This is a genomic window from uncultured Pseudomonas sp. (assembly GCF_943846705.1).
In the GTDB taxonomy this organism is placed as follows: domain Bacteria; phylum Pseudomonadota; class Gammaproteobacteria; order Pseudomonadales; family Pseudomonadaceae; genus Aquipseudomonas.
Genome location: NZ_OX044366.1, coordinates 3,859,049 through 3,884,183 on the forward strand (window position 1 = coordinate 3,859,049; position 25,135 = coordinate 3,884,183).

19 protein-coding genes and 1 pseudogene are annotated in these 25,135 nt (G+C 58.9%); 8 read left to right on the top strand and 12 right to left on the bottom strand.

Annotated features, from left to right (window positions below):
* Positions 1-23: 23 nt before the first annotated feature.
* The gene (locus Q0V31_RS17910; RefSeq protein ID WP_298190028.1) at positions 24-2,147 is read left to right on the top strand and encodes an FAD-dependent oxidoreductase; all 2,124 of its coding nucleotides are present in this window, start codon (positions 24-26) and stop codon (positions 2,145-2,147) included.
* Positions 2,148-2,552: 405 nt separating this feature from the next.
* On the opposite strand, the gene Q0V31_RS17915 is transcribed toward Q0V31_RS17910, so the two are convergent.
* The 9 genes from Q0V31_RS17915 to Q0V31_RS17955 form a co-directional block, all read right to left on the bottom strand.
* Entirely contained in the window at positions 2,553-4,127 is a 1,575-nt protein-coding gene (locus Q0V31_RS17915; RefSeq protein WP_298190030.1) for an MFS transporter, read from the bottom strand.
* A 44-nt stretch (positions 4,128-4,171) separates the two neighbouring features.
* Positions 4,172-4,963: an SDR family oxidoreductase gene (locus tag Q0V31_RS17920; RefSeq protein WP_298190033.1), complete on the bottom strand. Its 792-nt coding sequence runs from the start codon at positions 4,961-4,963 to the stop codon at positions 4,172-4,174.
* 63 nt (positions 4,964-5,026) lie between these two features.
* Positions 5,027-6,697 carry a class I adenylate-forming enzyme family protein gene (locus Q0V31_RS17925; RefSeq protein WP_298190035.1) on the bottom strand — a complete coding sequence of 557 codons (1,671 nt, stop codon included), beginning with the start codon at positions 6,695-6,697 and terminating at the stop codon, positions 5,027-5,029.
* A gap of 38 nt (positions 6,698-6,735) precedes the next feature.
* Positions 6,736-7,866, bottom strand: a complete 1,131-nt coding sequence (locus Q0V31_RS17930) for an acyl-CoA dehydrogenase family protein (RefSeq protein WP_298190038.1) — start codon at positions 7,864-7,866, stop codon at positions 6,736-6,738.
* Between the two features lie 10 nt (positions 7,867-7,876).
* The gene (locus tag Q0V31_RS17935; protein WP_298190040.1) at positions 7,877-9,067 is read right to left on the bottom strand and encodes an acyl-CoA dehydrogenase family protein; all 1,191 of its coding nucleotides are present in this window, start codon (positions 9,065-9,067) and stop codon (positions 7,877-7,879) included.
* 119 nt (positions 9,068-9,186) lie between these two features.
* Positions 9,187-10,659: an FAD-dependent oxidoreductase gene (locus tag Q0V31_RS17940; protein ID WP_298190042.1), complete on the bottom strand. Its 1,473-nt coding sequence runs from the start codon at positions 10,657-10,659 to the stop codon at positions 9,187-9,189.
* A 1,158-nt stretch (positions 10,660-11,817) separates the two neighbouring features.
* Positions 11,818-12,750, bottom strand: a complete 933-nt coding sequence (locus Q0V31_RS17945; protein ID WP_298190043.1) for a 2-hydroxyacid dehydrogenase — start codon at positions 12,748-12,750, stop codon at positions 11,818-11,820.
* Between the two features lie 80 nt (positions 12,751-12,830).
* The gene (locus Q0V31_RS17950; protein ID WP_298190046.1) at positions 12,831-13,601 is read right to left on the bottom strand and encodes a class II aldolase/adducin family protein; all 771 of its coding nucleotides are present in this window, start codon (positions 13,599-13,601) and stop codon (positions 12,831-12,833) included.
* A gap of 52 nt (positions 13,602-13,653) precedes the next feature.
* Positions 13,654-14,493 carry a TauD/TfdA family dioxygenase gene (locus Q0V31_RS17955; protein WP_298190048.1) on the bottom strand — a complete coding sequence of 280 codons (840 nt, stop codon included), beginning with the start codon at positions 14,491-14,493 and terminating at the stop codon, positions 13,654-13,656.
* A 210-nt stretch (positions 14,494-14,703) separates the two neighbouring features.
* Between Q0V31_RS17955 and Q0V31_RS17960 the strand changes: the two genes are divergently transcribed.
* The 5 genes and pseudogenes from Q0V31_RS17960 to Q0V31_RS17980 form a co-directional block, all read left to right on the top strand.
* On the top strand, positions 14,704-15,384 hold the full coding sequence (locus Q0V31_RS17960) for a TetR/AcrR family transcriptional regulator (protein WP_298190050.1): 681 nt from the start codon (positions 14,704-14,706) through the stop codon (positions 15,382-15,384).
* Between the two features lie 408 nt (positions 15,385-15,792).
* On the top strand, positions 15,793-16,533 hold the full coding sequence (locus Q0V31_RS17965) for a hypothetical protein (RefSeq protein WP_298190053.1): 741 nt from the start codon (positions 15,793-15,795) through the stop codon (positions 16,531-16,533).
* A 284-nt stretch (positions 16,534-16,817) separates the two neighbouring features.
* Entirely contained in the window at positions 16,818-18,248 is a 1,431-nt protein-coding gene (locus Q0V31_RS17970) for an IS1182 family transposase (protein WP_298190055.1), read from the top strand.
* 522 nt (positions 18,249-18,770) lie between these two features.
* A complete protein-coding gene (locus Q0V31_RS17975) occupies positions 18,771-20,297 on the top strand; it encodes an amidase (protein ID WP_298190057.1) in 1,527 nt (508 codons plus the stop codon).
* 99 nt (positions 20,298-20,396) lie between these two features.
* Positions 20,397-20,554: pseudogene (locus Q0V31_RS17980) on the top strand (IS5/IS1182 family transposase); the annotation flags it as partial.
* Positions 20,555-20,621: 67 nt separating this feature from the next.
* Here the strand turns inward: Q0V31_RS17980 and mobA are convergent.
* Entirely contained in the window at positions 20,622-21,197 is a 576-nt protein-coding gene (mobA, locus tag Q0V31_RS17985; protein WP_298190059.1) for a molybdenum cofactor guanylyltransferase MobA, read from the bottom strand.
* A 164-nt stretch (positions 21,198-21,361) separates the two neighbouring features.
* Here mobA and dusA point away from each other — a divergent pair, with 164 nt between their 5' ends.
* Both dusA and tal read left to right on the top strand, forming a co-directional pair.
* The gene (gene dusA, locus Q0V31_RS17990; protein WP_298190061.1) at positions 21,362-22,414 is read left to right on the top strand and encodes a tRNA dihydrouridine(20/20a) synthase DusA; all 1,053 of its coding nucleotides are present in this window, start codon (positions 21,362-21,364) and stop codon (positions 22,412-22,414) included.
* Between the two features lie 41 nt (positions 22,415-22,455).
* Positions 22,456-23,382, top strand: a complete 927-nt coding sequence (tal, locus tag Q0V31_RS17995; protein WP_298190065.1) for a transaldolase — start codon at positions 22,456-22,458, stop codon at positions 23,380-23,382.
* Between the two features lie 47 nt (positions 23,383-23,429).
* Here the strand turns inward: tal and rssC are convergent, their stop codons facing one another.
* Together rssC and rssB are read right to left on the bottom strand one after the other, a co-directional pair.
* Complete coding sequence (gene rssC / locus Q0V31_RS18000; RefSeq protein ID WP_298191136.1) at positions 23,430-23,912, bottom strand: anti-sigma factor antagonist RssC; 483 nt, start codon at positions 23,910-23,912, stop codon at positions 23,430-23,432.
* Between the two features lie 8 nt (positions 23,913-23,920).
* Positions 23,921-25,105, bottom strand: coding sequence for a two-component system response regulator RssB (gene rssB / locus Q0V31_RS18005; protein WP_298190069.1), 1,185 nt, complete (start codon positions 25,103-25,105; stop codon positions 23,921-23,923).
* Positions 25,106-25,135: the final 30 nt, after the last annotated feature.

Sequence of the window (25,135 nt, forward strand, 5' to 3'; positions counted from 1 at the left end):
GCCCTGCCCATGAGGGTTACCGCATGAGTTACTCCCACCTGCTGCAGCCGGCCAGCATCGGCAAGCTGCAGCTGCGCAACCGCATCATCATGGCGCCAATGGGCTCCAACTTCGCCGAAACAGATGGCACCTGCGGCGAGCGCATTCAGGCCTACTACGAAGCGCGTGCTGCCGGTGGTGCTGGCCTGCTGATTATGGGTGTCGGCGCCATTGCCTTCCCCGCCGGGACGGCCGAACCCTATCAGCTCGGCCTTTCAGACGACCGTTTTCTGCCTGGCCTCAGCCAGCTGGTGCAGCGGGTGCACAAACACGGCGCAAAGATAGCCATCCAGTTGCAGCACGCAGGTAAGACTGCCGTGCGCGACCTGATGGAAGGGCGCGAGTTGTGGGTACCGTCATACCCACCGCAAACCAAAACCGACATGATGGATTCACTGACCCCAGAAGAACTGGGGGCCTTCATCAGCGCCGGCAAGCCGAAAAGCAAACCGACCTTGCGGGTGCTCGATAAAGCCGACATTGCGCAGTTGGTCGGCTGGTTCGGCGAAGCCGCCGAGCGGGCCCAGCGGGCCGGCTTCGATGGGGTCGAGATCCACGCGGCGCACAGCTATATCATCGCCGGCTTCCTCTCCGGCTATTACAACAAGCGCGACGATGAATACGGCGGCAGCCTGGAAAACCGCGCGCGCCTGATGCTCGAAGTGATCCACGAGGTGCGCCGGCGTACGGGTGAGGATTTCCCTGTCTGGCTGCGTCTGGACGCCCGCGAACTGCGCCTCGATGGCGGAATCACCCGGGAAGAGTGTCAGGCCTTCGCACAGATGGCCGAAAGCGCCGGGGTGGATGCCGTTTCGGTGTCCGCCTACGCCGCCACCACCGCCGGCGTGGCCTTTACTGAAGCGCCGCTGGTGCAAAAACCGGCTGGCTTTCTCGACTGGGCCGCCCAGGTGAAGAAAGTCGTCAAGGTGCCAGTGATCGCGGTCGGCCGACTGGACCCGCTTACCGGGGACAAAGCCATCGCCGACGGCAAATGTGATTTCGTCGCCATGGCGCGGCAGATGCTGGCCGACCCGGAACTGCCCAACAAGCTGCTCAAGGGTGACGCGGCGGCAATTCGGCCGTGTATTTACTGCTACGTCTGCGTCAGCCAGATCTTCGTCAATCAGCGGGTCAAGTGCGCGGTCAACCCGTTCACCGGGCACGAATCGCAGAAGGTCATCCTGCCAGCGGCGCAGCCACAACATATCGTGGTAGTGGGTGCAGGCCCTGCCGGATTGGAAGCGGCGCGCCTGGCCAGCCTGCGCGGCCACCGGGTCACCCTGCTGGAGCGCAGCAACCGCCTTGGTGGCACGCTGTTCTTCGCTGCACTGGCCTACCCGGAAAACGGCGCACTGCTCGATAACCTGGTGCATCAGGTCGGTCAGCTGCCAATCGATGTCCGTCTGAATGTCAATGTCACTCCCGAACTGTTGCTGCAACTTGGCGCCGATCAAGTGTTGGTCGCCAACGGCGCGCGCCGTGCCGCACCGGACATCCCGGGGGCGGACCTCAAGCATGTCTGGAGTGGTGATGAACTGCGCCGCCTGATGACCGGCGACCGTGCCGATGAAATCGCCAAGGCCAAGCTGTCATTAACCCAACGTGCAATGATGAAAGCCGGCAGCATGACCGGTGCGACCAACAGTGCCGACGCGCTCAAGCAACTGTCGAAGCTGTGGATGCCGCTGGGCAAGCAGGTGGTGATCATTGGCGGCGGATTGGTGGGGCTGGAGCTGGCCGAATTCCTCCTCGAACGGGGCCGCCGGGTCACCGTATTGGAGCCGGACACCCATCTGGGCCGCGAGCTGTCTATCGTGCGCCGCTGGCGGGTACTGGACAATCTGCGCCAGCATGATGTTCCACTCCTGACCCAGGTGCAGATCCAACGTATTGACGCACAGACCGTGCATTACCTGGACAAGGATGGCCAGCCTCAGCAGGCCAGCGCCGACTCGGTGGTACTCGCTCTGGGTGCCGGGCCGGACTCCAGCCTGGCCGATGAATTGGCCAGCAGTGGCCTGCCCATCCATCGCCTTGGCGACAGCCAGGCCCTGGGTTATATCGAAGGCGCGCTGCGCTCAGCGACCGAGGTCGCCCTGGCGCTGTAAAACCCCGGCCGGATCCTGGATCACGGTCCTGGATTCAGCCTATCGCCTCGTCATTCTGCGCCCATGCGAAGAATGACGAGTGCCACCCTCCCCCTTCCCTCACGCTAAAAATGCCAACATCGTCGGTGGGCAACCGCCACGCGGATGAGCAGATGTGCTGAATGATGTGGCCGCACGCTTAAGAATTCAGCCTGCACAGCCGCCAGCCAACGCGCGGACGCTCACCCGACATCCCCTGTGCTGACCCATATCGCCGAGACACACTTGACGACAGGCCTGATGGCTTTCACACGGGCCGCATAGCGGCTAAGAAGGCGGGCATTCGGCTGCCCGAAAGGTGAGCGGCTGAGCTGTTCGAGGCGCTTGCGCTGCTTCAAACAGCTGGAGACAGCGAGCCGCAAATCACTAACTGATGCTGCCCACTTTCCCCGATACGCTCTGCACATCACTGCGTCGACCCAGGAACGGGGTCAACGCCAGTGCCACAACCAGCAGCCCGATCAGCAGGTAACCTACGCTGTTGATGGCCCCGTTCAACGAGGCAACCGTAATACTTTCCAGTACCTGCACGACGCCAACGCCCGACTCGAGCAACGCGTCGCTCAACCCCGAACTGATCTCGCTGCCACGCTGGGTCGCGGCCTGCAGCAGCTCAGCGGCCTGCAATGCGCTTAGGCCTAATTCGCTGGCGGTATTTTCCGCCACGCGGCGGGTATGAAAGGCTGAGGACAGACCGAAGATGGCCAGCGCCAGGGACGAGCCGGTGGGCGCGCCGATGTCGCGCAACATGCTGAACAGACCGGAGCCGGCGCCGGTTTTCTGCGGCGGCACCGCGCCAAGCGCCAGCTTCATCAGCGCCGGGCAGTTGGCCCCCATCATCAGACCGATAAAGCCCACCAACACCAACACGGTCGACAGCGGCATTGAGGTGTCCATGCGCGCGAACAGGATCAACGCCCCTAAACTTCCCAGCAGTGACAGGATCACGACCCGGCGCGGCTCGATGCGGTCGATCAGCTTGCCGGCTATCGGCGAGGCCAGCATGGTGCAGCCAAAGAGCGCGAGGGTGACCATGCCGAACTGGGCGGCGCTGCCACCCGGGCGGGTATTGATAAAGAACGCCAGCGAATAGACCACACCGCTGCTCAGGATCATCTGTATCCAATAGATGGCACTGGGCACGGCAAAGCGTCGATCCTTCACCAGCGACACATCAATCACCGGGGTCGAGTGTCGACCACTGTGGCGCCACAGCCACAACAGACTGACGATACCGACGAGGCCAATCGCCCAGGTAAGCCAGGAGTCGCTGCCGAAATTGGCCGCCCAGGTGGGCAGCGACAGCAACGCCGCAATGGTCGACAGCAGCAACAGCGCGCCGCGCCAGTCAAACTGCCCTGCCACGGCCTGCCCCCGCTGCTCCGGCACCCACAGCAACAGAGGAATCAGACCCAACAGCGCCAACACGCCGCTGACCAGATAGACGCTGCGCCAGCCGAAGGCATCGATCATCAAGCCACCCAGCAGCCCGCCACTGGCAGCGCCGAAGGTCATGACGAACATCATTACGCCCAGCGCCATGCCGCGCTGGTCTTCACGAAACAGGCGATTCACGTAACTGAAAACCGCCGGGAAAATACACGCTACTCCCAACCCCTGGAGAAACCGCGCCAGGAGAAAAATCCAGAAGCTCGGCGCCCAGGCCGCCATAAATTCGGCGATAGCAAATACCAGCAAGCCGATACTGACCATACGCCGCTGTCCATAGCGGTCGCCGAGACGCCCCATCATCGGTGCGCAAACCGCCACTGCAACGAAGTAGAAGATCAGGATCAGTGCAGCCAGATTGACCGCAATAGCGAAGTGCGCGGTGACACTGGGTAGCACCGGCGCTTGGAAGGCCGCCGCCTCGATGGTGACAAAGGTAGCGAACAACAGGGCAATGAAGCAGACCCAGGGATTGGTAACGTCTTTGTTCATCAGGCGCTCGCTTGGATAAAGCCGGGAATGGAAAACGATGGCAATCAGGACTTCAGCTGCGGCGCCCAGTGCACGCCGTTGATATGCGCACCGCCGTCAACGAATAGGGTATTGCCGGTCACATAGCGGCAGTCATCGCTGCCAAGGAACACGGCCACCGGGCCAATGTCGTGGAGTGGATCACCGATGCGCCCCATGGGGTTGGCCTGCGCCATGGCGGCCGCGTTCTCCGGGCTGGCCGCCGCGAAGCGCCGATAGGCTTCACTGGCCGCGCCGGGGCAAATGATGTTGCAGCACACCTGATACTGCGCCCACTCCCGCGCAGCGGTGCGGGTCAGGCTGCGCAGGCCTTCCTTGGCCGCGTTGTAGTCGGCGCTGTACATGTGCGCGTTAACACCATTGAGCGAGCACAGGTTGATCACGCGCCCGCCACCCAATCGGCGAAACTCCGGCAGCGCCGCCTGCATGGCCCAAAACGCGGCCATCACGGCCATATCGAAAGCACCCCGCAGCTGCTCGTCCGACTGCTCTTCTAAACGCGCGAATCCGGCCCCTTTCCAGGCATTGTTGACCAGGATATCCAGCCGCCCAAAATGCTCGATAGCCGCCGCCACCATGCCTTGCACATCGGCCTTGCAGGTGACATCCGCTTGATAGCCAAGCACCCGGCCCGCCTGCTGCGCGTCCAGCTCGGACAGCGCTTGTTCGATGGCGAGCGCATTGATATCGCTCAACAACACACAGGCACCAGCCTTGAGGTAAGCCTCGACAATGCCCCGACCAATGCCCTGGGCTCCGCCGGTGACGAGGGCGACCTTTCCATTCAATGTGCGCATAGTTTTCTCGTGCACAGGGGAGCAACGCTGACGCACAGCGCGCTCCAATAGCGAGAGGATGACTCAGGCGAGGCCGAGGGCCTGCTTGATCTGAGGCTTCTGCAATTTGCCAGTGGCGTTGCGCTGTAACGGCTCGCGGGTGAACCAGATCCGACTGGGGATCTTGAACGGTGCCAGCTTTCCAGCCAGGAAGGTGCGCAACTGCTGCTCGCTGACCTCCTCACTGACACAGGCCACCAGACCCACGCACTCACCCAGCTCGGCATCCGGCAAGGCAAATGCCGCCGCCTCGATCACCGCTTCATGGCCGGCAACGCACTGCTCGACCTCAAGGGCCGAGATGTTCTCGCCGCCGCGGATGATGATGTCCTTGATCCGGTCGGTGAGGTAGACCATGCCGTGCTCATCTAAATAACCGACATCACCGCTAAACAGCCAACCGTTCTGCAGCACCTGTTCGGTCTCTTCCTGACGGTTCCAGTAACCCTGCATCAGGGTCACCGAGCGCAGCCAAATCGGTCCGGGCTGGCCTGGCGGCAGCGGCTGCTCCGGCGACTCGCCAATCACCACATCGACCAACGGCAACGGCCATCCAGAGCTGGCGGAAAAATGCACAAACTGCTCGCCGCCCTGGGCCGAGCCGACTCCATTGCTTTCGGTCATGCCGTAGCCGGAACCGACCATAGCCAGCGGCTTGACCGACAGTAAACGCTCCAGCAGCGCCGGCGATGGCGCCCCGCCACCCAAGCCCAAGGCGAACAACGTAGCGGTAGCGCTGCTGTCGAAACGCGGATGGTTGATCAACTGCAGCATCATCACCGGAGCGCCGTTGAATTGCGTGCAGCGCTCGGTCTCTATAAGTCGCAGGGCTTCTTCAGCATCCCACTTGTACATGATCACCATGCGCCGGCCATTGCGCAGCATGCTCAGAAACTGGGCGTGCAAACCACTGACATGGAACAACGGGAAACACAGCAGCGCAGTGGGCTGCAGCCCTGACTCCATGATCGGTTTGATCCGCTCCGGCGACGTCATGCCGGCCAGGGCGCCCTGGTATTCCAGGGCAAACAGTGACTGAGCCACCGCACGATGGTTGGACAACACGCCCTTGGCCCGGCTGGTGGTGCCTGAGGTATACATCATCAATGCCGCATCATCGGGTTTGACGGACGCCAGTTGCATCGGCGCCAGTTCGGCATCCAGCAGCGCCGCCCAAGCATGCTGGACAGCTGCAGGCTGGCCATCGACCAGAATCACCTGAACGCCCTGCAGACTGTCCTGCAGTTGCTGCAAACGCTCCGGATCGCAGATCAGGGCTGCCGCACCGGCATCCTCAATGGCGTGGAGCAGCTCATCATGCAAGCCCCAGCTATTCAGCGGCACGGGGACAGCGCCGGCCTGGACACAGGCGACAAAGGCAATCATCCACTCCGGGCGATTGCGCATGGCAATGGCCACCCGCGCGCCTGGCTGAATGCGCAGTATCTGTTGCAGCGCCGCGGTCATCTGATCGGCGGCCGCATAAAATTCGGCAAAGCTGAAACGCTGCTCGCGCCACAGCAGAAACGGCGCGTTGCCGTGGCGACGGCCGGCCTGGAGGGCCTCGATCAGATCAGCCGGGGCATTCACAAAATGCTTCTGCCCCTGCTCATCCACGGCCAGCGCAAATGGCGACTGGGCGCTGAGCAGTTGCTGACTGCAGCCGCGCCACTGTTCTAGAAGACTGGCTTGCATGTTCACCTCTTATCGTTCTTATAGGGTCGCCAGCGGACTCAGCTCGCCTGGTTTTCGCCGTAGCGCTGGCAGTGATAATCGCTGTTACCCAGCTGGTTCTGCGCGACCCGCATGCGCTTGAGAAATAGCCCGAGATCAAACTCATCGGTGACACCGATGCCACCGTGCATTTGCACCGCCTCATTACTCACGCGCAGCGCCACCTGACCGGCTTTCCACTTGGCCAGGCTGACCAGACGTCGGCGCTCGCAGCTATCTGCACCGCTGCGGTCAAGCTGAGCGAACGCGCCCATCACACAGCTGCGCGCCAACTCTAAATCGGCATACAGGCGAGCAGCGCGGTGCTGTAGCGCCTGAAAACTGCCAATCGGCACGCCAAACTGGACACGGGTCTTGAGGTACTCGACGGTCATCTGGAAGGCGGTTTCGGCCAAGCCCAGTAGCTCCGCCGACAGGCAGCAGCGCCCGCGATCCAGCACCAGGTCGAGCGCCTCGGCAGCGTCGGCACTGCCCAGCCGGCTCTCGTGCCCGAGCCGCACATTGCTCAAGTGCAGTGCCGCCATGTTGCGCGAATCAATCATCTGCCGCGCCTCCAGCTGCACCCCAGGGGTGCCGGCACTGACCAGAAACACGCCACAGCCGCCGTCCGCCTCACGCGCCACCACCAGCCAGCCGTTCGCCTCGCTGCCATCGGCGACCCAGCTCTTGTCGCCATTGAGCACCCAGCCCTGAGCATCCGCCTGGGCGCTGAGGGTAATAGTCTGCGGTGCATGGCGCGCCGTCTCATCCAGCGCCAGCGCCAAACGCAGCTCGCCGCTGATCAGCTGCGGCAGCCACTGCTGACACTGTGACTCAGTACCCAGTTGTTCAATCAGCCCACCGCACAACACCACACTGCTAAGTAATGGCGAGGCGCTCAGGTGGCGGCCAATTTCTTCGAACAGCGGTGCAAAACCGGCAAAGCCGAAATCCAGCCCACCTTGTTCTTCGCTGAATGCCACTGCACCCCAGCCAAGCTCCAGCATGCCCTGCCAAACCTTATGGTCGTAACCGGCAGCAAGCTGCTGATCACGCACTGCCCGCTGCACCGACACCGGCGAACGGCCAGATAAGAAATCGCGCGCGCTGTCCTGCAATTGCAGTTGATCTTCGTTGTAAACCAGACTCACGTCGCTCTCCTCACTTGGTTTCAGGCAGGCCAAGCACGCGCTTGGCAATCACGCTCAACTGCACCTCCGAAGAGCCGCCGGCAATGGTCTGGGCGAAGCTCATCAACCAGGCACTGGTCATTTCCAGTTCGCGAGGGCTGAAACCATCGCCCTCCCAGCCCAGCGCCTGATTGCCCATGATTTCCAGCAGCAGTTCGAACTTGCTTCGTTCCTGCTCGCTGTGCACCAGTTTGGCAATCGCCATGAGCCCCGAGACGTCCTTGCGGGCACGCAGGGTTTCAGCAATACGCCGGCTGGTCAGGCTGAACGCCTCTTCATCCATCATGCAGGCCACTGCACGTTGCTGCAGTACGGTCTCAGCCACAGACTGCGGCTCGCTCAGGTACTGCCTCAGGAGCATGCCCAGATCAAAATGGGTGGGTAATGCCGTCTCACTGAATTTCGACATGGCCCGGCGTTCGTGCTGCAGCAGGGCCTTACCCAGCGTCCAGCCGGCATTGAGCTCACCGATCAGTTGCGTACGCGGCACCCGCACGTTGTCAAAGAACACCTGACAGAAACTCGACTTACCGCTGATCAGATCAATCGGCGTGACCGTCACGCCCGGCGAGGCCATGTCCAACAGAAGCAGGCTGATACCAGCTTGCTTCGGCTCCATCGGCCCCGTGCGGACCAGTGCATACATCCAGTCCGACTTGTTGCCGTAGGACGTCCAGATTTTCGAGCCATTGACGACGAAGTCATCGCCGTCGATCACCGCTGATGTGCGCAGGCTGGCCAGGTCGGAGCCGGCATTGGGTTCGGAAAAGCCCTGACACCAACGAATCTCCCCGCGTGCCATGGGCGGCAGAAAGCGCTGCTTCTGCTCCTCGCTGGCAAACTCCAGCAACACCGGGCCGAGCATCCAGATACCCAGATTGATCTGCGGCGGGCGGCACTGCAGGCGGCGCATTTCGGCTTCAAGAATGCTCAGTTGCTGAGCGCTCAGACCACCGCCGCCGTACTCCACTGGCCATTCGGGACAGAACCACTGCTTATCACGCATGCGGTTAAACCACAGCTGCTGGTCCTCATGCTTGAAATCGACGCTGCGCCCACCCCAGACCATTTCGTCCGAGGGCATTGGCGTGCGCATGGAAGCCGGGCAGTTGGCTTCGAGCCAAGCGCGGGTCTCCTGGCGAAATTCTTCTAGCTCATTCATCGTGCTACCTGCTTATTGTTCTTACCGGATCACGGGCCCAGGCTCGGTTATGCATCAACTCTAACGGCAGCCACGACGCGAGGACGTCGTCCAGATGGACGATTGCCCAATCGCCCCAATCAACCGCAGCTCGCCGCAGTAAACCCAGCCTGACGCCCGAAAAATGTTGAGTCGCCCAGTGACAAACCGGAGCTGTAACCTTCGCCCCAGCGCGGCAGGCCGCAAGCGGTTCGCCCAGCCGCATAGAGACCGACAATTGGCTTGGAATCGGCATCCAGCACCTCACCACTGGGCAAAGTGGCGAGGCCTCCCAGCGTGAACGCATGCCCATCGATGTCACCCTGGCAATAGCTGAGGGCGGCGAATGGCGGCTCACTCAGGGGCCGCAACCACTCACTATGTTTATGGAAATAAGGATCCTGGCCCTCGGCAGCATGGCGATTGAAGGCCTCCACTGTATGCACCAGCGAGCCTGCGGGCAGGTCCAACTCCTGCTCCAACTCCGCCCAGGTATCGCCGACAGCGGCAATCACGATGTTTTCCTGGATCACCGGACGCCCGAATATCGCGTTATCAACCAGCAACCAAGCGCGGCCATTGGGCTGGCGCAATACATAATGGGCGACGCGCCCATGGTAAGCGTCCTCATTGATGAACCGCTGCCCACGCTCATTGACGAAGACCCCCTTGACCAGCGATGCCGGCGGAAAAAACGGCATGGTGGCGAAGAATTCCTGCATATTCAGCGTCGCCGCCCCGACACTCATGCCCATGCGAATACCCGAACCATTGTCGTTACCGCCGCTGACCTGCAGCTGACAGGCCAGCGCCTGAGGCACGAAACGCCGCACCATGTCCTGATTGGCGATAAAGCCGCCGGCACAGAGGATGACCCCCTTGCGTGCACGCACGTAACAAACCGCACCGTCCTGTCGTATCACCAGCCCACGCACGGCACCCTCGCTGTCGATGATCAAGGCCAGCGCCCGGCTGCTGTAATGGGCGACCACGCCGACTTCTAGAGCCCGCGCACAAAGCACCTCCATCAGGAGCTTGCCGCCACCCCAGCCCTTGAACTGCACGGTATGGCCACGCGGCGCAGGCTTGGCCCGCGCGGCAAAAGGCCAGGCCATTTCGCTGCCACTCCACACCAGGGTGTCGTCGGTGGTGGGCTCAATCCACTTACCGGGCAAGTAGCTGCCTTTGAACGGCACGCCCTGCTCACGCAACCAGTCGAAATGCCCGAGCGCCTGCTCGGCGTACAGGCCGACACGCTCGGCATCCGCGGCCGGACCACCGGCCATCATCAGGTAGCTACGAAAGTCTTCGGTAAGATCCTCGAAGCCGGCGGCACGCTGCACGTCAGTGCCACCATTGCCGCCTACGTAGACTTCACCGCCCGACAGACTTGCACTGCCGCCAGGCGCTGAGGCCAGCTCGAAAATATCGACGGCGGCGCCGGCACCCCGCGCCTCGATAGCCGCGCAACTGCCGGCGGCACCAAAACCGACGACGGCGACATCAGTCTCGATATGCCAGAGCGGCACCTCTTCGATCCGCAATGGGCGGGCGGTTGAATAGTGCATGTCCATGGGCGTACTCCGTCAGATATGAGTTATCCGGGCATGCGCCCAAATAGAACCCGGCAATTAATTCGCTCGTAGCTCGCTCACCAGCCCGGACGCAGAGCGTTGGGCGCTTGGCACGCGTGCCGAGCCGAGTACGAGATGGGCTTGTGGCCGACGGCAGCACTAATCGCTGCCACCGGCCAAGGTCGAACAGTCGTCCTGCCGGTAAATTCAGACTGTTTTACGCGTTCATCCGCCATCCCCCGACGACTCTATGGGTTCATAGAGCCCCACTCCTCGTCTGAATGGACGATAAGTCCGCCCCATGCCAGCTGAAATAAATCACAGCGCCAGAGTGCGGCCCGCAGCACGTAGCCAACGAGCTGCGCTGCATTCTGCCGACTTTCGCGCGCACCCCAGCACCAGCGCTAGCGCGGCCATCAGCACGGTTGGAAATGTGTGTGTGCAAGGAGGGATGCTACCCGGGGACAGGTGGGCTTTAGCAAAGACCAAGGCGTCACTCGATATGCCCAGGCGGCACCGCAGCGGCCAGTGCGCTAGCGCAGAACAGCGTCTGTAAGCGCAAGCCAGTGCAACCAAGCAAGACCTTGGTACTAGTCCACTTTGACGAGGCAAGCACTTTTGCCAACGCATAGCCTCTGCATACAAATAGCGAGACAACCGTCCAGAGAGGCGATCATGACAACAAGAAAAGTGCTATTGCTCACCCTGTCCAGCTGCATTATGGCGGCAGGTTACGCAACCCTATTGATCAAAGTGCCCACCCTTCCCCCGGCCAATTACAATCAGTGCTCCGAACACATGACCGTTTGCCCGACGCTCACCGGTAGGCTCTGGCCGTAGGCAAACACAGCCCAGCGCGGATGACAGCCAAAGCGCCCGCAACAGCAGGCTTGAGCCGGCGCTAGTTATCGGATCCAGGCGGATGGATGGTACGCAAGCACGCCCAGAGAAAGCCTCTCTGGCGCGCGCCAGGCCGGCCTCAAATAGCTAAAGGCCAATACCTTGCGGCAGTAGAAAAGATTGTTGGCGTACGCCAAGAGCTGAGCATGCCCAGCTCTTGGCCAACTCTTTATGGGGAGCAGCCAGGCCGGCTCAGCCCCCCCTGTCAAAGCGCTCGGTGACCAAGACAGCAATCAGCAGAAACGCAGGTCAGCAGCCCTAACTGACTGGCGTCAGTACCGGTTTGCCTGAGAAGTGAGTCGCTAAATTATCGAATGTCAGGTCCAGCATCGCCTGCACGGTCGCACCTGTAGTGCTCGCCATGTGCGGTGTTAGCACCACGTTGTCGAGTTGCAGCAGAGCTTCAGGAACATGCGGTTCATGGCTAAACACATCGAGCCCGGCACTGAGAATCTTGCGCTCGCGCAGAGCCTCTATCAGGGCATCTTCGTCGACGATGGAGCCGCGCGCGATATTGACCAAGACGCCGGCAGGACCCAGCGCCTTCAGCACGGCAGCGTCGACCAGGGCGTGGGTGGCCGAGCCACCACTCGCGCAAACCACCAGATAATCAACACTGGCAGCCAACGCCTGTACATCGCTGCACCAGCGATAGGCAACATCGGTTTTTTGCGTGCGGCCGGTGTACGCAACACTCATTCCAAACGCCTCGGCGCGTAAGGCCACGGCCCTGCCAATACGGCCTAGACCGATGATGCCCATTCGCCCGCCAAACACGCGCGCAGTCATTGGATGACGACCGGTTTTCCACCCACCACTGCGAATAAAGCGGTCAGCGCTGAGCACTTGGCGTGCAGCACACAGCAACAGTGCCATGGCGAATTCCGCGATGTCTTCGGTGGATAGACCAGGGGTATGGGTGACACAGACGTGGTGATCGCGCGCCGCCTCAAGGTCGATGCCATCGTAGCCGACACCCAGCACCGAAATTATTTCAAGTGCAGGCAGCCGAGCGATCTGATCGCGCGTCACTGTCGACTCGCCGGTTGCCACAATGCCACGCACGGTTGGGGCCAGAGCGATGGCTTGTGTTTCGTCGAGTTGCGACTGCAGGTAGCAGTCAAAATGCTCGTGCAAGCGTTCCATCAAGCTAGGGGGCAATGCTGATAGCAGTAATAGAGTTGGCTTCATTGCGCACTCAGCTCCAAGCAGAGTCAGAAGTACCGGCGGCACGGCAGCTTGCCATGCCGCCGTGCCGCGGTAATAAGGGCTTACTCAAGCACGCTGGGGTCGCGGCGGATTTCCTCGCGGGCCATGGCTTCCCACAAGAACGGGAAGCCATTCGCATCGGTGCGCTTGCCGGTTGCGACCACAACGTGGTCGGGCAATGGCGAGCCTCCGCCGAGCGCCTCGACATGCCAGGCCAGGCGGCTGCGCCACTCCAGGGTGATCGCACGCAAATGCGCCTGGCGAATGCCGTTGCCCACCACCACCACGCCATGGTTGGCGAGCATCGCCCACTTATTCGTACCCAGTGCGTCCACCACGGCACGGCCCAACTCGGTGTCTTCAACCGTGCCGCGATACTCGTCATAGAGCACCGGGTCGGTGTCAACCAAGGCGGACGTTTGGTCGTAGATCGGTGGGGTACGCCCGGCCGCCGACCACACCGATCCCCACTGTGGATGGTTGTGGATCACTACGTGGACATCATCACGGGCGGCGTGTAGATCTATATGCAAGTTGATGGCCGGGGTGATGTTCCATTCACCCTCAATCACCTTGCCCTCCTTATCGAGGCGCACGATATCCGAGGCAGTCACCTCGCCCCAGGTCAGCTCCCAGGGGTTGGCCAAATAAGTGCCGTCGTCCTGGCGCACAGTGATGTGACCGGCGATGTGGTCGTTATAACCCTCGCGAAACAACACCCGGCACAGCAGTGCCACGGTCTGCTGTGGTGTCAACTCAGGCAGCAGCGCGTGACGACCCGGCTTGGGCGTGTATTTAGCCAGCAGGTCTTGGTTCAGCTTATCTTGCAACATAGATATTCCTCTTGAGCCACCCACGAATACGGGTGATCAACCAATCAATGAATTACGCGTGGAAAGCCCCGCGAGCGAATACCGAAGCGCGCTGCATGCGGCGCTGGTGCGGCTTGTAGTCGAGGATGGCATTGTGCAACACGCTACGGTTATCCCAGATCACCATGTCACCGACAGTCCAGCGGTGGCGGAAGCCAAAATGCACCTGCTGGCAATGGCCGTGCAGGTAGGCGAGGATCGCATCGCTTTCTGGGATGGCCAGGCCGTCGATATGGGTGGTGTAGGTCGGGCTCAAATACAGTGCCTTGCGACCTGAAACCGGGTGCTTAATCACCAGCGGATGCAAGTGCCGACGGTTCATATTGATCACTTCGAGATAACGCTCGTGAGTGACCACATTCTGGCGTAGGGCGGCGGTCATCGGCCCGTTCATATCGTGCCAAGCACTCAGGCCGTCGAGGTATTGCTTCATGCGCTCGGACAGTGCGTCATACGCCGTGGTCATGCTGATCCAGCAGGTGTCGCCACCAACCGGCGGCAAGATTTGCGCGTGGGTCATGGTGACGATTGGCGGGCTGGCCAGAAAACTCTCGTCGTGGTGCCACATATCGGCACGATCACCCAGCTTGGAGTCGATGACGGTTATCTGCTCAAAGCCTTTGCCCAAGTTGGGGTAAAAGGTATGAACTTCAGGCTCACCAAAATGCTGAGCAATCGCCAGGTGTTGCTCTGGTTGCAGGTCAGGAACGTGCAGCACCAGGGCTTCATGCTTAACCAGTGCAGCCTCAATCGCGGCCAGCGTTTCTGGTAAATGGATTGAATTCGGATCCAGATCAAGCACTTCGGCGCCGATGCTGGTACCAAGAGGGTGGACAGTGAAAGATGACGACATGAGCAATCTCCCTTTTGGGTAGAAAAGTTGTTCTTGTTATGGCGCAATTACTGCGCGCTTAGTGGTCGCCTGATCGACAGACCGATCATACTGTCGTCGCTGGTACTGTTACACTCGCATTAACACCGCCATTTAAAAGCGCATAAGTTATTGATTAATAAAACAAATATTCGACATTTTGCACGGCAATAGATTAACCCTCGGATTCCCATGAGCAAAAAAGACAGTGAGCCCGCCGCCGACACCTGGCCACCACCTGAGCAACTTCCCGCGTTGCGCAAGCGGCCGACTCAATCACGCTCCCGCGCGCTGGTCGACGCCGTAGAACAGGCATGCCTGCGCATTCTGGATGAAGGTGGCGAGGAGACCCTGACTATCGCCCGCATCGCCGAAGTATCAGGCGTTGCGGTCGGTTCGATATACCAATACTTCCCCAATAAAGACGCCATCGTCACCTTGCTCTACGAGCGTGTTCTCGATCAGGAGTCCGAGCAGCTATTGAAGATGCGTGAGCGTTTGATTGGCGTGCCGTTGGAGTCGGCATTGCGGGATATTTTTGCCAATATCATTCGCGTCGAGACGCGGCTGTTCAACCTGAACAAAGCCTTTCACTTGCGCTACCACTCCGCTCTTCATCTGGGGATGTGGCGTGGGCCTTATCGCACGGCAAGTGAGTTCATTGAAGCGACCTGGCTGCCGTTCCTGCGAATGTATGAACATGAGATCACCACGCAAGACCCCGCCATGGCGGCGTATTTGCTAGGCCAGGGCTTGCGCAGTGTGATCCGCTCGGTACTGGAAGACATTCCCGCGCACCTGGAAAACCCGGCACTACTCGACCACCTCGTTGCCATGGCTATCGGCTGCCTGCGGCCACCCGCATCCGACTGACGGGCGGCCCATACCGCAACGGACTTTCGTCAATATTCCTCACGCCGTATTTACCCTAGGTTCCGTTATCAGCCGCCCTGCTCGCTTATCTGACTTGGCTTTGCCGCCAGACAGCACCGACTGCGGGATCGAGTCACTGGACAATGACTGCCTTAATGGTTCGCTGGGTTAATGCCTGCTTGCTACAACCAAGCGTTTAGGGTCGTTTCCGGTCCTTCGCGACCGGCCACTGTCGACCCAAAGCGGACTCTCAGATATGACTATGAAACTGGGGGCGATTCAGGGTAAGGATAAGGGCCTGGAAGCCGTGGGGAGGAACGCAATTAATTGTGCGTTTCCGCTCTTTTGCGCTGGACCAGGCAGACGCTGCGGTTGCAGCTTAAGCGGACTAGAAGCAGGTTGATCTGAATGGCTATTAAGATTCTGATTTACTTTGGACTTGCATTGCTCAGTGGCAGCGTATGGGCTAAGGAGATTGGGGTCTACGCTCCGGAGGAAGCACCTTACCAGTACCTTGATAGTAGCTCGGGGCAAGCTGCTGGCTTTGCTGTCGAGGTCGTACAACTGGTGCTCAACGAGGCGGGCAGCGAGGCGCCGATCAAGCTGCGACCCTGGCCAAGAATTGAATGCTGTGTGCTGGAGCAGCCCAATAACCTGATCTTTCTCGTCTACCGCAATCAAGGAACTGAACTGGACTACCGTTGGGTCGGGTCTTTGGTGCCCTTTAAGATAGTCGTCTATCGACTCAAGTCGCGCCAGGATGTGCAGGCGAGCAGTGTCAGCGAGTTGGACGAGTATCGAATCGGCGTTGCTGCGCAAGGCAGCCGGTTTCATTATCTGAGTAAACAGGGTTTGGCCGCCAATCTGGATATTGCCAGCAATGATGAATCCAATATTCGCAAATTTTTCCACGGCCGGTTTGACCTTCTGCCCGAAGATCCCACCATGCTGCTCTACTCGACCCAGCGCTTCGGCTTGGATTTCAGTCAAGTTGAGAGGCTTTTTGAGCTCACCGAGTTGGCTGGCGAAGGCTATCTGGCCTTTACTCTGGGGACTGAGGATGCACTGGTAAGTCAGTTCACGCGTGCGCTGGAAAAGGTCAAATCAGGGTCGGCTTACCGGGATTTGTTACTGAAGTATGGGTTGTAAGCGTTGGTGACGGCATGGCAGCGAAAAATCAAAGTGGGCAGAGTGAACAAATTTTGATGAGCCAAGCAGGTATTTGAACTCCAGCGCGACCAGCGATTAAAAATAATTCACTTCCCCCCTTATAACCACGATAGAGCAGGATTTTTATCCTGACAGATAGGTGCGACAGACAGGTGATTTGCATCAATATGGGATCTGACTGACCGCTTCTGGCCCAGAGTGTGTAAAAACGGCCCGGTAAACCCTTGCTATGATTTCGGAGAATCTCATTGCAAGGGAAACCCATGAAACGGTTTATCCAGGGTGAACACCGAGGTCAAAGCACCTTACTTCCCGAGAGCCTCGACGACTACGTCAGCGATACCAATCCGGTTCGGGTAGTCGACGTTTTTGTCGATGAACTCGACCAGGTCAAGCTAGGTTTTGATGGTGTCATTCCAGCCGAAACCGGCAGACCCGCTTACCACCCTGCGATCCTGCTGAAGATCTACATCTACGGTTACCTAAACCGCATTCAATCGAGCCGACGCCTTGAGCGAGAAGCCCAGCGCAACGTCGAACTCATGTGGCTAACCGGGTGTTTGATGCCCGATTTCAAGACCATCGCCAACTTCCGAAAAGACAACAGCAAGGCCATTCGCGGCGTCTGTCGCCAGTTCGTTTTGCTCTGCCAGCAGTTGGGGTTGTTTGGCGAAAATCTAGTTGCCATCGACGGCAGCAAATTCAAGGCAGTGAACAACCGTGACCGCAATTTCACCAGCGCCAAACTGAAGCGGCGCATGGAAGAAATCGAGGCGAGCATCAGCCGCTATTTGGCCGCGCTCGATGCGGCTGATCGGCAGATTCCTAGCGCCTCTGCGCCTGACACTGCGAGCCTGGAAGAGAAAATAACCAAGCTCAAAGCGCAGATGAAAGAGCTTCAGGGGATCGAAACTCAGCTCAACGAGTCGCCAGATAATCAGGTTTCGCTGACCGACCCGGATGCCCGCTCGATGATAACGCGCGGCAGCGGTATCGTCGGCTACAACGTGCAGACGGCAGTCGATACGCAGCACCATTTGATCGTTGCTCACGAGGTAACTAATAGAGGCTCCGACCGTGACCAACTCAGTTCAATGGCGAAGCAAGCTCGTGAAGCCATCGGCGCAGAAACGCTGTCCGTGGTAGCTGACCGAGGCTACTTTAAAGGTGAAGAAATCCTGGCCTGCCATGACGCAAACATCACCGCCTATGTGCCAAAGCCGATGACCTCCAGCGCTAAGGCAGAAGGACGATTCAACAAAGATGCCTTCGTTTATGACGCGCCGAAAAACGAATACACCTGCCCGGCGGGAGAGGCACTGATCTGGCGATTCTCCAGCGTTGAGAAAGGCATGAATATGCACTGTTACTGGAGTTCTAAGTGCCAGAGTTGCGCGCTGAAAACCCAGTGCACGCCAAGCACAAATCGTCGAGTAAGGCGCTGGGAGCATGAAGCGGTGCTGGAGGAAATGCAGCGTCGTTTGAACCAAGCGCCAGAGATGATGCGGGTTCAAAAACGGACTGTTGAGCATCCCTTCGGGACGCTCAAACAATGGATGGGCGCAACGCACTTCCTGACCCGAAAGCTGAACGGGGTGAGTGCAGAGATGAGCTTGAATGTGCTCGCTTATAACTTGAAGCGGGTGATGAAAATCATCGGTACCGAGGGCTTGCTGAGGGCGATGACGGCGTAAAAGCCGCGGCTTTTGCTGCCCTAGGAGGTGCCAAAGCGTTTCATAAGCACTTTGCCGCGTTACCGGCGATGATCGTGGCAAATGCTCGGGAAATCGCCACGTCCAAGAGTACTGGGCCGAGGCACACAAGATACAACAACGTTTTTACACACTTTTGGCCGTTATTGCCCATTGCAGTCGGTCGCGAAAAGCTGGAAACGTATTGGTGTTGGGTCTTGCGGGTAACAGGTCATTACTCGCTTCGTTATTGACTTCGCGCAGGTGAGTGATGGCGCACGGGCAGTAGCGGTAAAACCTTGATGCTCGCCCTAGAACTGGTCCAAACGGATGATGCGTAATGGTTTAGTGCGAACAAAACTAAGTCATTGCTCAGGCTGTGCATGGATTTTGAGCGATGGCTGATAAGCCGCAAAGCTGATATTTGCCGCAATAGGTGTTGTGGGTATTACGGCGATAAGCGTGTTGATTGGCGAGCCACCATGCCCCCACCTTTCCGACTAAGAATAAAAAAGGATTCATCAAATGAAGCCAATGTCGCGTCGTCATTTCATCGCAGGTAGCAGTGCGCTGGCGGCTGGAATCGCTCTGCAGTTGCGTGCTCCGAGTGCATTTGCAAGCACCTCAGGAATCGCCTTTAGCGAATATCGCCAACATGATGCTGTGGCGCTGGCGGAGCTATTACGTCGCGGAGAAGTGTCCGCTTCTGAGCTGCTGGAAGTGGCGATTGCGCGAACGGAACAGGTCAATCCTAGCGTCAATGCTGTGGTGCTTAAACACTATGAGTTGGCGCGTGAGCTGGTAAAAAACAACAGCCTGAAAGGGCCTTTTGCCGGCGTGCCTTTTCTGCTCAAAGATTTGGGCGTCAGCATGGCGGGTACCGTGACCACACAAGGGTCGCGCTTTTACAAAGATGCAGTTTATAAACAAGACGATCCCTATGTGCGCAAGGTGCGTGAGGCCGGCTTGGTGATTTTTGGTAAGACCCATAGCCCCGAGTTCGGTAATAGCCCTAGCACCGAAAGCACCTTACATGGCAAAACCCATAACCCTTGGAACCTAGAGTACAGCGCCGGCGGTTCCTCAGGTGGGGCGGCGGCAGCGGTCGCTGCAGGTATGGTTCCGGCAGCGCACGCCAGTGATGGTGGTGGTTCGATTCGCATGCCAGCTTCAGTCTGTGGTTTGTTTGGACTCAAGCCTAGCCGTGGGTTGGTTCCGATCGGCTCGGGGGAGTCCGAAGTGCGTGGCGGTCTGTCTGCTCAGCACGTGATCAGTCGTAGCGTGCGCGACAGTGCAGCGCTGCTGGACTCATTGGCGTGGGAAAATCCGGGCCGCGAATTTGTTGTTCAAGCTGATCAAGGCAATTATCTGCAGCAATTGCAGCGTACGCCGGGACAGTTACGCATTGCCGTGATGTATGAGCCGCTGCTAGGTGGCAATTTAGATGAGGAGTGCCGTACGGCAGTGCAGCAGGCGGCTCAGTTGTGCAGCCAGTTAGGCCATGTGGTTGAAGAAGTGCGTCCGAATGTAGATTTGAACGCTGCGGGAAAAGCAGCTGGGACCATGAGTGTGGTCAGTTTGGCAGAGAGTGTTGGCGTACGTGAAATGCAGCTTGGGCGCAAAGTAACCGAGGCCGATCTGGAGCCGGTGGCTTGGCAAATGCTCGGTTTTGGACGCCAAGTGTCGGCCGTTGATTACCGTTTTGCGCACCAAGCAATGCGGCAGTCAGGCCGTGATATGGCAGCATTCATGCAGAACTACGACCTCATTTTGAGCCCTACTTTGCCGCATTTACCACCAAAGCTAGGCGCTATCAGTATGAGTATGCCGTCTGCAGATTTTGGGGTCGTGGCGGGGCGTATGTCGTCGCTGACAACGGTGTTCAATATCACCGGCCAGCCGGCGATGTCGGTGCCGCTGCACTGGAGCAAGTCTGGCTTGCCGGTAGGCGTGATGTTTGCTGGACGCTTTGGTGAGGATCGTACGTTGCTGCGACTGGCCGCCCAGTTGGAGCAGGCGCAGCCATGGTTCAAACGAGTGGCGATGGTTTGAACCAATAGTCTTTCAGGGCGATGTTTGCGCCTAGGGGTAGCCTGAAAAAGACTCCCTGATTTTGGCAAAATACTTGGATTTCACTCGCCGAGCGTTGCGATGAAGCAGATGAGCTTCGTTGAGGCCGAGTATGCCAGTAAGCGCAAACAGACCCGCAAAGAACTGTTCCTGATCGAGATGGGCCGGAGGTGCCGTGGAGGGAGTTGATTGCCTTGATTGAGCCCAACTACCCCACGGCTGACGGCGGTCGTCCTGCCTAAATGGCGTAATCGCCAACGCTTTGCGCTTATCAGTAACCTGCATAGGCCCTCTGCAGTCCTGTGCTCAGGGCGTCAATGCCGCTGCTAATACTGCGGCTGAATTGACATTGATCAGCTGCGGATCGTCTTCGGCACAGGGCAACTCAACAGCCTGCAAGGCTTGCCATAACCGGTTCGGGCTGCGCTCGCCCTGATCCCAGGCCATTTCGACAGCCTCTTTGAGCGTGCGCGGCAAAACGCACACTAACGGCTGTAAATGCGCCCCCTGACGCACCACAACGGGCCGGTCTGGATGCTGGCGAGACAGCGCGAGTAGATCTTCAAGCAATGTGCTGCTGATAGCCGGTAAGTCACAGGGCAGCACCAGCAAGTGCGAGCCACGCATCGCGCGCAACCCCACGACAATACCGGCCAAGGGACCGGGATAATCACTCAGCGCATCACCCAGAGTGTGCGTGGCAAAGGCGCTGTACTGTTCTTGATTACGGTTGCAGGAGACCAACACTTCACACACCAATGGCCTCAACTGCCGACAAACCTGCTCAGCCATCGGCGTGCCACGCCACAGCACCAAGCCCTTGTCGACACCGCCCATACGGCTGCCCCGACCACCACTGAGTACCAATCCGGAAAAGCTCACCTGCATGTCGCACCTCACAAAATCCCCCTGCATCATGCGCTACTCCAGCACATCAACGCATGCCGAAGATCAATATCCATGCATTGTCGTAGCGGTGAGATCTGCCGTTCTGACCAAGCCTGCAATCGGTGTGCAAATCGATACACCTGTATACTGCATCCTTGATGCACCCATCATTCCCATCGCGCGCACCAAAACACAGCAAATCACTGGTCACTAAATTGAATAAACCTGTTTTAAATCAAAAAGTTATTAATAGAAAATTTAGTGTCGCACCGATGATGGACTGGACTGATCGTCATTGCCGCTTCTTCCTGCGCCAGCTTTCACATCACGCCCTGCTGTACACCGAGATGGTCACTACCGGTGCCATTCTGCATGGTGATACTGCGCGCTTTTTACGTCACAACGCCGCCGAATATCCGCTCGCACTGCAGCTTGGCGGCAGTGTGCCTGCTGATCTGGCGGCCTGTGCCAAGCTGGCACAAGAGGCGGGCTATAACGAGGTTAACCTGAACGTTGGCTGCCCCAGCGACCGGGTGCAGAACAACATGATCGGCGCTTGCCTGATGGGTCACCCGCAGCTGGTGGCGGATTGCGTGAAGGCCATGCAGGACGCCGTGGATATCCAGGTAACGGTGAAACACCGCATTGGCATTAATGGCCGCGACAGCTATGCCGAGCTGTGTGATTTTGTCGGTACGGTACGCGATGCAGGCTGCCGCAGTTTCACCGTGCATGCACGTATCGCCATTCTCGAAGGGCTATCACCCAAGGAAAACCGTGAGGTGCCGCCGCTGCGTTATGAGGTAGCCGCCCAGCTCAAGCAGGACTTCCCCACGCTTGAGATCATCCTCAACGGCGGGATAAAGACCCTGGAGGATTGCCAACAGCATCTGCAGCGCTTTGATGGTGTGATGCTCGGGCGCGAGGCGTATCACAACCCTTACCTGCTGGCTCAGGTTGATCCACTGCTGTTCGGCTCCACACGTCCCGTTATGAGCCGCTTTGAGGCTATGCACAGCATGCGCGGCTACATCGCGGCGCACCTCGCCGACGGTGGCAGCATGCACCACATCACCCGCCACATGCTCGGTTTGGGCCAAGGTTTCAATGGCGCACGGCGCTTTCGCCAGTTGCTCTCGGTCGACATACACAAAACCAACGAGCCGCTGGCGCTATTCGATCAAGCGGCGCAATTGCTGCAAGGTCGCTGACTCGGGTAATGTCGGTGCATCTGCAACGACAAGGCTGTGTCATGACTTCCAAGCTGGATCAACTCAAGCAGTTCACCACAGTGGTCGCCGATACCGGTGACCTCGACGCCATCGCCCGGCTGAAGCCGGTCGATGCCACCACCAACCCTTCCCTGCTGCTCAAGGCCGCGGCAATGCCAGGCTACAGCGAGCTGCTGAAAAACGCGGTCAGCGCTAGCCAAGGTGACCTGGGCCTGGCCTGCGACCATTTTGGCGTTGCGGTGGGCGGCGAAATACTCAAGATCATTCCCGGGCGGATTTCCACCGAGGTGGATGCACGCCTGTCATTCGACACTCAGGCCACACTGCGCCGCGCCGAACGCCTGATTGGCCTGTATGAAGAGGCCGGCATCGGCCGCGAACGCGTGCTGATCAAGATCGCCTCGACCTGGGAAGGCATCCGCGCCGCCGAGCAGCTGGAAAAAGCCGGGATTCAGTGCAACCTGACGCTGCTGTTCAGCTTTGCCCAAGCCCAAGCTTGCGCGGATGCGGGGGTATTTCTGATTTCCCCCTTTGTTGGGCGTATTTACGATTGGTATAAAAAGGCCGAAGGCCGTGACTTTGTCGGTGCCGAAGACCCCGGCGTGCAGTCGGTCACGCGCATCTACAACTACTACAAGGCCAATGCCTACCAGACCGTGGTGATGGGCGCGAGCTTTCGCAATACCGGTCAAATTGAACAACTGGCCGGCTGCGACCGCCTGACCATCAGCCCGGATTTACTGCAGCAACTGGCCGATGTCCAGCAGCCGCTGGCACGTGTGCTCAGCCCTGGGAAGACCGCTGAAGCCAAGCAAAACCTCAATGAAAGCCAATTTCGCTGGGCCATGAACGAAGACGCCATGGGCACCGAAAAGCTGGCAGAGGGCATTCGCCTGTTCGCCCGCGACCAGGAGAAGCTGGAAAAACTGCTGACGCGTCCGGCTTGAATGCAAACGGGGCGCTAAAAGCGCCCCGTTTATTGTCCTGACCAACATCAGTGATGTTCGAGGGCACTGACCAGATCGTGGAAGGCTTCGCGGTTAGACTCGTTCAAACTCATCAGAATGCGGTGCGCTTCGAGCACCTTGGCACGCACCAACTCTTCAGATTGGTCCTGCGACGGCAGATCATCCAGACACTCCGGGCATGGCAGCGGCGTGTCGACGATATTGAATACCTGATCGAAGCCCATCGACTGCAACAGTCGGGTGATGTCGGCATGGGTGGTCACCACCGTCGGCAACAGCCCCACCTTCTGCCGCGATAAAATCGACAGTTTGGCCAACAGCCCAAGCGTGGTGCTATCGATACTGCGGGTTTCAGTCAGATCAATCACGATGGCTGAGAAATTCAGCGCCGTAAAAATCTTCTCAATGGTCGCATCCAGAGCCGAACACAGGGTCAGGCGCACCTCACCGACAAACTTCAGGATGAAGGTGCCATCTTGTTCGGCAAACTGAATTCTACCGGGGCTTATCCCAGGGTTCATGCAAGGTTCCTGCTTAACACCAGCAAGGCGATATCATCCGGCATATCCCCTAGATTGGCCAGCCCAAAAGCCTCGCGCAAGCCATCCAGGGTGCCGCCTGCGCTACTGATCAATTGCGGCAACAGGGTTTCCTTGTCTTTCAAGGTATCGCCCGGCAGCAGATCGAGGATGCCATCGGATAGCAGTGTCAAACTGAAAGTCTCGGGCAGCTCCAGTTCCAAATCGTTGTACTCAGCCTCGACAAACAACCCGACCGGCAAACCGCGGCCTTCCAGATAGTGGGCCTGGCCTTCGCTGTACAGCACTGGCAATGGCAGATGCCCACCAATGCTGTAGGTCAGGCGATTGCTGGCCTGATCAATCACACCGCCAAGCATGGTCACATGCTTGCCCAACTTACAGTCGATCAGGCCGCGATTGATATGACCGAGTACTTCGGACGGTTTGACGTGCGGCAGACTGCCCGCGCGGCGCGACTCGTAAAGCAAGCGGGTGGTCATAAACTTCAGCAATACCGTGATAAACGCTGAAGACGCGCCATGCCCGGAAACATCCGCCAGGTAGAAGGCGATACGATTATCGTCGACACGAAAATAGTCGACAAAATCGCCAGACAAATACAGGGAAGGAATGATCTGGTGCGCAAAGTCCAGGCCATCAGCATGCCAAGGCGACACCGGCAGCATGTTCATCTGCACCTGACGACCGGCGTTCTGATCTTCCTGCAACAGGTGCAGGCTGGCTTGCAGTTCGCGATTGGCCGTTTCCAATTCGTTACGGTAGCGCTGGTTTTCCAGGCGCAAATTGGCACGATCCAGCGCCCGGTGAATTGAATGCTCAAGCACCGCGAGATCCGCCAGAGGCTTGATCAGGTAGTCGGCAGCCCCTAGGCGCAAGGCCTCAACGGCATCACTCATAACACCCGCGCCGGAGACCACGATGACCGGGGTTTCCACGTGCAGGGCGTTGATGCGGCGGATCAGTTCAAGGCCGTCGACTTGCGGCATGCGCAGATCACAGATCACCAGATCCGGCGACTCGGCATGAAAGACTTCCAGCCCCTGTGAGCCATTGGCGGCCTGGAGCACATGAAAACCACTGTCTTCCAAGTAGGCGGCGAGGCTCGCACGCACTACGTCGTCGTCGTCGATTATCAGCAGCGTGGCACTGGTTGTGTGCATGAGGTATCCAGGCAAACTGCGCCGGGTATG